Raw genomic sequence first — 10,451 nt, forward strand, 5'->3', positions numbered from 1 at the left:
TTTGAAAGAGGTGAGGGGCGTGGTCGGAACGAGTAAGCGGCGGCGGTATCAAGTGATGAAGGAGGCTTAAGAGGGGGAAACCGCTCTTATTTTGAGAGCTGATCCAAGGTATCTTTTTCCACTCGGAAGCAGGCGCATGGTATAATTTTCTTAGTTAATGAATAAAAGGGGATTCCATGAACATTTACTTAATTGCCGCGATGGACAGCAACCGGGTCATTGGAAAAGACAATGATATTCCGTGGCGGATTCCGAACGACTGGAAGTATGTAAATCACGTTACCAAAGGGAATACGATTGTGCTCGGACGAAGAAATTATGAATCCATCGGAAAGGCGCTGCCCGATCGAAGAAATATTGTCGTCAGTAGAGACAGGAGTTTGCGGATCGAAGGCTGCGAGATGGCGCATTCCGTGCAAGAAGTGCTTGCGATGTGCGAGGATGACGAGAGGGTGTTTATTTTTGGCGGAGAACAGATTTATCGAATGTTTATGCCCTATGTGAAGAAGATGTATTTGACCGTCATCCATCATCAATTTGAAGGGGATACATATTTTCCGGAAGTGGACTACAGCGAGTGGCATGAGGTTAGTAGGGACCAAGCATCATGAATGAACGCAATCCGTATACGTACTATTTTCATCAGTATGAAAGGAAGGTCAGCGAGTGACAACAACGATGTATATGGTTCGGCATGCAGAATCGCCATTCGCTTTCGGCGAAGAGCGGACGAGAGGGCTTTCGGAGGAGGGCTGGGAAGAAGCGAGACGAGTCGGCCGGTTTTTTCAAGATATTGACGTCGATTTCGTCGCCTCCAGCTCATATACCCGGGCGAAACAGACGGTTCAATTTGTGGCAGAGAGCAAAGGATTGCCGATTGCAGAATATGAAGAATTGATTGAGCGTCCGATCAAAGGGCTGGATTACCAAGCTACATGGGATACACTCTATCAGGCTATTCGCCAGTCGTTTGCTGACAAGGATTTCGCCCTGGAAGGCGGAGAGTCCACACGAGCAGCGCAGCAAAGGGCGATTCCGGTCATTGAGCGACTTTTGAATGAGCAGGAATGCCGCACGTTCGTCATCGGAACGCACGGCAATATCATGACCATTATCATGAATTACTACGATGAGCAGTATGGGTTCGAGTTTTGGGATCAGACGACGAAACCGGATATTTATAAATTGACTTTTGAGGGGCAACGTTTGGTGCGGGTTGAGAGGGTTTGGAAGTAGCAACTTTTTTCTTCCATTTTCGTCTAATGATGGGAAGATGAGATGAAATGGAGGAAGCGACGTGAATAGGAAAGGTGCCGGATGGATGATGTCCGGGCTGCTGCTTCTGATATTGGGCGCCCCTGGGCAAGCACAGGCTTTGACGAACGACGTGGAGGTGACGATACCAAACTACCCGGTTCATCTGAATGGACATCTGGTGGACAACAAGAATCGGGAATACCCGTTACTGGTCTATAAAGAGATTACTTATGTTCCCATGACTTGGTACGATGCACGGCTGCTGGGCTTGGAATCGAGCTGGTCGGCAGACGGAGGGCTGCAAATCGCCCAGAAGATCGTGGCCTCTTCTTACGTGGGCTATCGTTCGGAGCAGATGAACGCGGCGGTTTATCATGCGCAAGTGTCAGAAGGGCCGATCTCTGTAAATGGGCAAAGCATCGATAATCCGAAGGAGCCGTATCCGCTGCTCTCCTTTCGCGATGTAACGTATTTCCCGCTAACGTGGCGATTCGCGCATGATGCGTTTCATTGGGATTATGCGTGGGATGCTGTTGAGGGGCTTTCCATTCAGTCGTCTAACGCACAGGTGATGGACGTTTCGTCGCTTCCTTCGGACAATGATCGGGCGCTCTACCAAGGGTATTATTATTTTGTGGAGACAGAGGGCAGTACAAATGAGGTGTATCGCACGCCTACTGCAGGCTCGGACAGCAAGGAGCTTCTGTACACGTATGACATTGATTCCGGGCATGGGTTGCAAAAAAATGTGACGTTTCAACTTCGCGAGGATGTGCTATGGCTGCGATATCATGTTGGCGGTGCAACGATGGGGCATGATGTCTATGTGAGGATTGCGCCGGATGGGAAAGCGACCGTCTCCCACCAAGGCTATCTGGATTTCCGTGAAACCGATGACGGCACAGTGATTGCAAATCAAGGAAACCCGCCGTCTGCAGGCAATTTGTCACTGGTTCCGGAAGGAAAGGATCGCGCTTCGGCCCGGCAGCTTGGCGAACCGGGGATGATGTACGGCAGGCATGTAACCGCCGATTCCAACATGGTTAGCGTTGGCGGGGATGGGGGATCTATGCGTGTCATCGGCGACGATGTCTATGTCATCGGCTCGGCTTATCCACCGACTACAGGCGCGCTTAATCATATTTTCCGCATTCATCTCAAGGACGGGAAATCCGTTCCGCTAGTGAACGCTTCGGTTGGCCAGTTCCGGATATTTGGCAGCAGCCTTTACTATATCAAGGATGAGGACGCGTCGTTATACCGTGCCGAGCTGGACGGAACGAACGAATCGAGGCTGACCGACAAGCCGGTAGCTTGGTTCGGGGTGATGGGCGAGAATGTTTTCTACACGTCTTCCGGTTCCGGCGTTGCAGACCCGGAGAAGCCATCTTCGCTTTATCTGAAAAACGGCGACCATCCTGAAGGAATTCTACTTCTCGATGCGGTGAAATCCGCACAGATCGCAGGGGATCGATTGGTCTGTGTGATGGGGGACGATTCCCCTTATGGGATGGAATTGTTGGATGATTCCGGCAGTATTGTACTCAAAATCGCGAATGGGATTGAGCGTGTCCTGGCTTCGGATGAAGGCCTTCTGATCGCGGCTAAGGGAGAGGCCGGAGCGCTAACGACGCTCTTCGTGAAGTAGAAAAGGTGTCTGACAAAAAAGGCAGTCAGGGCGATGATTTCGCGCTCTGGACTGCCTTTTTTTGCAGCTATGCATCCGCAAGCTTCCGAATGTCCTTCACTTCCACGATCGGCTGCGGGTAGCCGTGCCGTGCGGCATTGATCATGGCGCGGCCGATTTGTACGGAGGTTGTGATGCTGTTCGGGAACGCTTTTTCCAAAAGAGGAAAAAGTGGCCGTGTGACGGTGTAAATCGCCTGCACCCAGCCGGTCTTGGAGCGCACGCCGTTCTTCGGAATGATCCCGCCGGGACGGAACATGTACGCGGCTTTGAACGGGAGCTTAAGCAAATCGTTCTCAGTCTTCCCTTTGACACGCGCCCACATGACGCGGCCCTGCTCTGTGCTATCGGTGCTAGCGCCGGTGACGTAGAGGAACGTCAGGTTCGGCTGCAGCCGGACGAGCTCGCGGGCGAACTGCATGGTCAGATCGTACGTAACAGCGCGGTACTGCTCCTCGTTCATGCCCGCCGATGAGACGCCGAGGCAGAAGAAGCAAGCGTCAATCTCAGGCAGCACGTCCTGGAGCGGGCCAAGGTTGGTCAAATCTTTTTGCACAAAGTTATGGAGTTTGGCGTGAGTAACGGAAATCGGGCTGCGCCCCCACGTGTAGACCTGTGTGATCGCCGGGTCAAGGAGGCATTCCCGCAGGACACTTTGTCCTACCATGCCTGTAGCGCCGAGTAAGAGTACGTTCATCATGGCTTCTCCTTTGTTTGCTGTTGCTTAGGTACCTGCCGCGGCTAAGGTGCCCAAGTCAAGCGGCAGAAGTAAATTCCTGCGAGAAGGCAGGCATTTCTCATGAAAGTGGTGTTTTTTGCAAAATGCCTGCAATAAGGCAGTTTTTTAAGCCAAGCTCGCTTGAAAAAGGGGCGTCTCTCAAAAATTCCTGCGCTTTAGCAGGAATTCCATCGAATCAGGCAGGGAAAGGGGAAAATTCCTGCTTTTTTGCAGGCTTAAGGCTCCATCCATTCGAACGATCCTCATGCCTAGGTTCAGCTAAACGGCTGCTCTGTAGATGGCTATGCTGGTATCATACTAAGTTTTTCCCATTTGCGTACAGCGCTATGAAAAAAGCGCCTCGCAGCAGATCAAATCTGCTGGCAAGAGCGCGTGGGGAAGGCGATTTACAGAGGCAAATCCCGCTTGCGGAAAGCGCCGATGCCGATCCCGAAGCCGACGAGACCGATCGCGGCCAAAATCGTCCATGGCACCCATAGATCGGTGCGGCCACCGATAATTCCACTCGGATCATAGAGCGAGAAGTAAGAGATGTGGCGGAGCCAGGAGATGGCATCGCTTAATTTGCCGAGCAGATCGAGTGAGAAGAAGCCGAAGGTGAGACCCGCGGAAATGCTCATCGCCCGTTTCTCATCGTTCGAGAGTGAAGAGATGAGGAAGGAGATGCCGCTGACGGCAAAGAACAGCAGGAAAGCGGCGATGTTCATACGCAGGTAGGCGCCGCCGTTAAAATCATTCAAATCGCCGATAAACAGTGCGTAGCCGGCAAACCCGCACAAGGTCGTGACGGCCATGATCAGGAACAAGCCGCTGAAGAGCACAAGCGCCTGGCTCATAGCTACTTTGCCGCGCGTCGTCGGGACGGCGAGCAAATACGCCATAGCACCTTGATCCACCAGCTTGGCGACGAGCTGTGTACTGAACATCACGCAGAAGATGGCGACGATCAATACGAGCAGCAGTCCGTAAAACTCGCCGGAGATAAACGCCTCCACCGTGCCGAAGCCGCTGCCGAGATTGAACGCGTTGGTAATGCCTTTGGGCAGCGATTTGATGAGATCGTCGAGCGCCTTGTTATCGGTTGCGAAGCTTGGGTACAGCCAGAACATGAGCAGAATATAAAAAGCGGAACCGAACGCATAGTTCATGATGCCTTTGAGATGGATTTTCATCATATGCTTATATAAGGCGCTATTCATGCTGGGTTCCCTCCTGGCGGTCGTAGTAGTTCATAAAGATGTCTTCCAGGCTCTGCGTAAACACATCGACGTTGCGAACCGCATAGCGGGAAGTCTCCGCAAGGAAGGTCTGGTAAGCGCCCTGCACCGCTACGCGGACGCGGTTGCCTTCGCGGGACTCGACGGCGAGGCCGGACGTCCTGGCAAACGTTTCGGCATCCGCCAGCCGCTCGAACGTGACCTCGAACAGCTTGCGCTGCATCGATTGCAGCTCGTGAATGTTTTTGACAGTGAGGATTCGGCCGTCTTTAATAATGGCGGCGCGGTCACAGGTGCGCTCGATTTCGGCGAAGCTGTGGGACGACATCAGGAATGTCGTGCCTTTCGCTTTTTCCTCGAGGACGAGGTCGATGAACACTTTTTGCATTAAAGGATCCAGACCGGAGGTCGGTTCATCCAAAATAATGACTTCCGGCTCGTGCATGAACGCGGCGACGATCCCGACCTTTTGCTTCATCCCTTTGGACATTTTACGGATAGGCGTATTTACATCGAATTGAAACCGACGAATCAGTTCGTCGCGGCGCTGCCGCTTCGCTTTGACGCCTTGCAGTTCAGCCATAAAATCCAGGAACGAACTGCCGGTCATGCCCTCAATAAACGCGATTTCTCCCGGCAAGTAGCCGATGTACTTCTGTACCTCGCCCTGTTTCGTCCACGTATCGTGTCCATGTACCGTGACAGTCCCCTGGTCCTGCCTCATAAATCCCATGATGTGCCGGATGGTCGTTGATTTCCCAGCGCCGTTAGGCCCCAGAAAGCCGAAGACTTCCCCTTTTTCCACCGAAAACGACACATCGAAAATGCCTTTACCGCCCGGGAATGCTTTCGTCAAATGGGATACAGTCAGCATTCGCAGCCACCTCCAAGGATGATTCAAAGTTATGAAATATTTGACTAATTCAATTTCAAAACTCATGTTACTCCTGTTCCAACATGTCGTCAAGACTTTTGAAATAATTTTATGCTATAATTTCATTATTACGGGAGTCGGGTGATGGCTATGAATGGTTTTGAAAAAAGAGCGCAGCTTAAAAAAGAAAAGATCATGAAGGCGACGCTGGAGCTGCTGCAGACAGAGGATGCAAAAAAGCTGAAGATCACGGAAATTGCCGGAAAAGCCGGAGTTTCTCAGGTGACGATCTACAATTATTTTGGCAGCAAGGAAGAGTTAATCCGGGATGTGTTCATCGCGTATATCCGGGAAACGATCGACGAATTCGAAGCTTATCTGGCCAGTGAGCATACGCTGAAGGAGAAAATCGAACATATCGTTTTTCAGAAAAAGAAAAACTCCCGCACATTCGGCATCGCGACGATGAAGAAATTGTGGCAGGAGGATCCTGTGTTGGCCGCCTTTGTGAAAGACGAATATATGAAAAAGGGCATTCCGCTCGTGGTAAGGCTCATTGAGGACGGTAAGAAATCCGGCGAGATTTCGAAAAAGATATCGACCTCGACGATCGTCATGTACATGAATATGCTAGCGAACCAGGCGAATACGCTGCTGGATTATGTGGATGGGGATACGAATATGGATCAATTGATTGAGGAGATGGCTGATCTGTTTTTTTACGGCGTCTCCGTGCATGACTAGAGCCTGTGCAGCTTCCGGTAGTAGGAGGGCGACATGTGCATACGCTTCTTGAACACCCGGCTGAGATAAAATTCGTTCTCAAAGCCGCTCTGACCGGCGATCTGCTGCAGGGTGAGATCACTGTCGAGCAGCAGCCGCTGAACCTTTTGCAGGCGAAGCGTCGTTAAGTAGTCGATCGGCAGCATGCCGGTCGATTTTTTGAAGCGGCGGGTGAATTGGACTTGCGTGACGCCGAGTGCTTGGGCGATGCTTTTCAGGGAGCAGGACGAGTCGGCAGACTCCTGCATCATCTGGACGGCTTGATGGATCAAGGCGTCTTTGCCTGTGGATTCGCTGGATGCCCAGGAAGCGGAGTGGGCCTGACTGACAGCGGCGTGTTCTTCGACGTATTGCATCCAAATGTCGGTCAAGACATGCTGCCGGAACGCATGCGACGAGGGGCCGCCGAAGTCGTACCATTTTTTCAAATACGCATAATTGGAGGAGAGACGGCTTAAATCCTGGATGGTGATTTTTCCTGATGGGAGGAGGTTGGCCGGCGGCATGTGGCCGTCATCTTGAATCCAGTCAAAGTTCATCACATGAAACCATAAAGGCTGCACGACCTCGCGGCGGAAAACGACCCCGGGCGGGCAAATGACAAGGTCGCCAAAGCCGCCGACCCCTTCTTCTTCCCCGATTTGGTATGAAAAACGCCCGCTTTCCACGGCAAAAGCAACCCAGTACTCATTCGTATCCTCGCGAAATTGAAAAGCCGTTTTTTCCTTCCAGTACATATGACCGACGAGTCTGGGTCGGATGGGAATGGCATCTGAAAAGTCCATTGGGTACGTTCCTTTCGTGAACAAACTGATCTCTTTATCATAAGCGAAATTCGTGCAAATGAGTACACAGTATATCGTGAAATTTTGTATATGCGAAAGTTGAAAGGATGCATGGATTAAAGCGCTCTCACTGCGATAAAATGAGGTTAATTTCGAAGTGAGTGGGAGGCATCGCGATGAGAGAAGAAACGGTAAAAACAGATATAACCTTGGTAGGCGGCGGTCTTTCCGGCGTCTGCGCCGCGATCTCGGCAGCACGGCTTGGACAAACGGTAGCGCTTGTGCACAATCGCCCGGTCCTGGGCGGGAACGCATCCAGCGAGGTGCGTGTCTGGGTGTGCGGCGCGACGGCGCACGGGATTAACCGGTATGCGCGGGAGACCGGCATTATGGGGGAATTGTTCGTGGAAAATCAGTACCAGAACCCGGACGGCAATCCGTATATCTGGGACCTGGTCGTGCTCGAAGCGGTGAAAAAGGAGACGAATATCCAGCTGTTTTTGAACACGGACGTGCATGAAGTGGAGGCGGAAGGCGGAGAAGACGATCGGCGAATCGTGTCGGTTACCGGCTGGATGATGGGCTCGGAGCGCAGCATCCGGTACGAGAGCGAGGTGTTCCTCGATTGCACGGGCGACGGTTTGATCGGCTTCCTCGCGGGCGCGAAATACCGGATCGGCCGTGAAGCGCGCAGCGAATTCGGCGAGGCGTGGGCGCCGGAGGCGGCGGACGAGATTACGCTCGGCAGCACGATTTTATTTTATACCAAAGATGTCGGGCATCCGGTGAAGTATCATCCGCCGAGCTTTGCGAAGGATATCACGACCACATCGATTCCGATCAAGCGCGTCATCCGCAGCGGCGATTCGGGCTGTCACTATTGGTGGATCGAGTGGGGCGGCGAGCTGGATACCGTGCATGAGAACGAGCGAATTCGGGATGAGCTGTGGTCGGTCATTTACGGGATTTGGGATTATATCAAAAACTCGGGGAATTTCGAGGCGCAGAACATGACGCTCGAGTGGGTCGGGGCGCTGCCCGGGAAGCGAGAGTATCGGCGTTTTGAGGGCGATTATATCCTGAATCAAAACGATATTCTCGCGCAGACGCCGTTCGAGGACCGCGTCGCCTTCGGCGGCTGGTCGATCGACCTGCATCCGCCGCAAGGCATGTATGCCTCCGAGAGCGGCTCGAAGCATTGGCATGCGGACGGCGTCTATCACATTCCGTTCCGTTCGCTGTATTCCGTGAACGTGCGGAATATGCTGATGGCGGGGCGCAATATCAGCGCGTCGCACGTCGCTTTCGGCACGACGCGCGTGATGGCGACCTGCGCCGTCATGGGCGAGGCGGCCGGCGCAGGGGCTGCGCTGTGCGCGCAGAAGGGCTTGACCCCGCGGGAGCTGTACCGCGGGCATATGGCGGAGCTGCAGCAGGTGCTGCTCCGCCAGGATGCGTCGCTCCTCGGCGTGGCGAACTGCGATGAGCGGGATTTGGCGCGGTCGGCGGCGGTCACCGCGTCTACGACCTTGGCGTCGCTCGGCGTGGAGCGCGCGGTGGAGCCGAGGGTGCTGCTGGACGACGTCGCTGTACTGTTCCCGGTGGAGCCGTGGCTGGACGGCTTCGAGCTGCTCGTGGACGCCGCGGAGAGGACGACGCTTCGCGTGGAGCTGTGGGACACGCGGCGCGCGGAGAACTATGTGCCCGGGCGGTTTGTGGCCGCGGTGGAAGTGAGCGTCCCAGCCGGAGAAGGGCAGTGGGCGGCGTGCCCGCTGACGTGGCAGCCGGAGACGCCGCAGAACGCGTTTGTCATCGTACGGGCGAACCCCGCGGTGACGGTGTATCACGCGGATGCCCCGCAGACGGGCGCGATCGCTTTTGTGAAGGGCACGCCGCCGGTGGTGTCCAAGGATTTGGAGCATCATGAGCCAGAGCAGCCGGTCGTGCTGTGGAGCATGAAAAAGGGGATCGACCGCAAGCCGATCTGCTTCCGGGCCGTAGGACGCACGGACGCGTATGCGGCGGCCCATGTGACGGACGGCTACTTGCGGCCGTACGGCACGATGCATGTGTGGCTGTCCGAGCCGATGGAGGCCGGTCGCGAGGAGTGGCTCGAGCTGCGCTGGGATCAAGCCCAGCGCGTGCGGGAGATTCAAGTGACGTTCAACGATAACGTTCACGAGGATTTGATCAACCTGCATGCGTTCCGGACGCAGCAGGAAGTTATGCCCGAGCTGGTCAGGGACTACCGGCTCGAGGCTTGGGTTGACGGCGCGTGGTACACGCTGCGCCGGGTTGAAGGCAACCGCAAGCGGACGCGGCGGTTGGTGCTGGACGCAGCCGTGGAGACGGAGCGGCTGCGGCTGGTAGTGGAGGCGACGAACGGCAGTCCGTGCGCCGAGGTGGTGGAGATCCGCGCCTACGCGTAGCGTGGGGCGGAGTTGGACGCAGCTGGCGATTGGCGACCGTTTCATAGCAGCTAGAAGGGGCTGGCCCTAGTTAGCATCGCGAAAAGTCACGATTTCTGCGAGCTAAAAGGGGGCAGCCCCTCTTAAAGCTTGCGAAATGGGCTGAAATCGGCCAATTCGGTGAAGCTAAGAGGGCCTGGCCCTGGTTAGCATCGCGTAAAGGCTCGATTTTTGAGGATTAGAAGGGCCTAGCCCCTCTTAAGCTGGCGCAGCAACAAATAGAAGTGGCAAACCGCTTCTATAGGCTGCGTTTCCTGAAATTACGGGAGAATAAGAGCGGTCAACCGCTCTTATTCTCCCAAATGTTCGGCCATATGCCCGATTTCAACATGTTTAACGGTGGTTGACCACGCTTATTTTCTCACGAGGAATGCGGATTGAAGAAATAGAAGTGGTTGACCACGCTTATTTNNCCACGCTTATTTTGAGCAAGACTTCCGCCAACCTCGACGTTCTCTTGGAAGTGTGAACACGCCCTCGAACAGCCGAAACTTAAAAAAACAAACTCATCGACTCTAAACCCCCGCCCGCTGCCAAAGTGGCTTCACTGCTCCCAAGCTCTTCCGCACTCCGTCCCTGGAGCAATTGCGCCTAGCGTTCAAACTGTGCTCGAAACGGTACTTAGACAAATTTATCTACGC

Annotated in this window: 8 protein-coding genes and 1 pseudogene; 5 read left to right on the forward strand and 4 right to left on the reverse strand. The window is 54.1% G+C overall.

Annotated features, from left to right (window positions below):
- Nucleotides 1-176: 176 nt before the first annotated feature.
- From EJQ19_RS01820 to EJQ19_RS01830, 3 genes and pseudogenes are all read left to right on the forward strand, one after another.
- A pseudogene (locus tag EJQ19_RS01820) lies at nucleotides 177-670 on the forward strand (dihydrofolate reductase).
- Entirely contained in the window at nucleotides 667-1,236 is a 570-nt protein-coding gene (locus EJQ19_RS01825; RefSeq protein ID WP_126139503.1) for a histidine phosphatase family protein, read from the forward strand. The pseudogene EJQ19_RS01820 and the gene EJQ19_RS01825 overlap by 4 nt, the downstream one beginning before the upstream one ends.
- Before the next feature lie 61 nt (nucleotides 1,237-1,297).
- Nucleotides 1,298-2,905 (forward strand): DUF5050 domain-containing protein, encoded by a 1,608-nt coding sequence (locus EJQ19_RS01830; RefSeq protein ID WP_126139504.1) that lies wholly within the window; start codon nucleotides 1,298-1,300, stop codon nucleotides 2,903-2,905.
- A 67-nt stretch (nucleotides 2,906-2,972) separates the two neighbouring features.
- Here EJQ19_RS01830 and EJQ19_RS01835 read toward each other — a convergent pair whose 3' ends face one another.
- From EJQ19_RS01835 to EJQ19_RS01845, 3 genes are all read right to left on the reverse strand, one after another.
- Entirely contained in the window at nucleotides 2,973-3,641 is a 669-nt protein-coding gene (locus EJQ19_RS01835; RefSeq protein ID WP_126139505.1) for an NAD-dependent epimerase/dehydratase family protein, read from the reverse strand.
- Between the two features lie 428 nt (nucleotides 3,642-4,069).
- Entirely contained in the window at nucleotides 4,070-4,882 is an 813-nt protein-coding gene (locus tag EJQ19_RS01840; RefSeq protein WP_126139506.1) for an ABC transporter permease subunit, read from the reverse strand.
- Nucleotides 4,875-5,774, reverse strand: a complete 900-nt coding sequence (locus EJQ19_RS01845) for an ABC transporter ATP-binding protein (RefSeq protein ID WP_126139507.1) — start codon at nucleotides 5,772-5,774, stop codon at nucleotides 4,875-4,877. The genes EJQ19_RS01840 and EJQ19_RS01845 overlap by 8 nt, the downstream gene beginning before the upstream one ends.
- A 144-nt stretch (nucleotides 5,775-5,918) precedes the next feature.
- On the opposite strand from EJQ19_RS01845, the gene EJQ19_RS01850 reads away from it, so the two are divergent.
- On the forward strand, nucleotides 5,919-6,518 hold the full coding sequence (locus EJQ19_RS01850) for a TetR/AcrR family transcriptional regulator (protein WP_126139508.1): 600 nt from the start codon (nucleotides 5,919-5,921) through the stop codon (nucleotides 6,516-6,518).
- On the opposite strand, the gene EJQ19_RS01855 is transcribed toward EJQ19_RS01850, so the two are convergent.
- A complete protein-coding gene (locus EJQ19_RS01855; RefSeq protein ID WP_126139509.1) occupies nucleotides 6,515-7,342 on the reverse strand; it encodes a helix-turn-helix domain-containing protein in 828 nt (275 codons plus the stop codon). The two genes, EJQ19_RS01850 and EJQ19_RS01855, sit on opposite strands and share 4 nt — an antisense overlap.
- A gap of 176 nt (nucleotides 7,343-7,518) precedes the next feature.
- Between EJQ19_RS01855 and EJQ19_RS01860 the strand changes: the two genes are divergently transcribed.
- On the forward strand, nucleotides 7,519-9,771 hold the full coding sequence (locus EJQ19_RS01860; protein WP_126139510.1) for an FAD-dependent oxidoreductase: 2,253 nt from the start codon (nucleotides 7,519-7,521) through the stop codon (nucleotides 9,769-9,771).
- The last annotated feature ends 680 nt before the right edge of the window (nucleotides 9,772-10,451 follow it).

The organism is Paenibacillus whitsoniae (genome assembly GCF_003955665.1).
Taxonomy (GTDB): domain Bacteria; phylum Bacillota; class Bacilli; order Paenibacillales; family NBRC-103111; genus Paenibacillus_E; species Paenibacillus_E whitsoniae.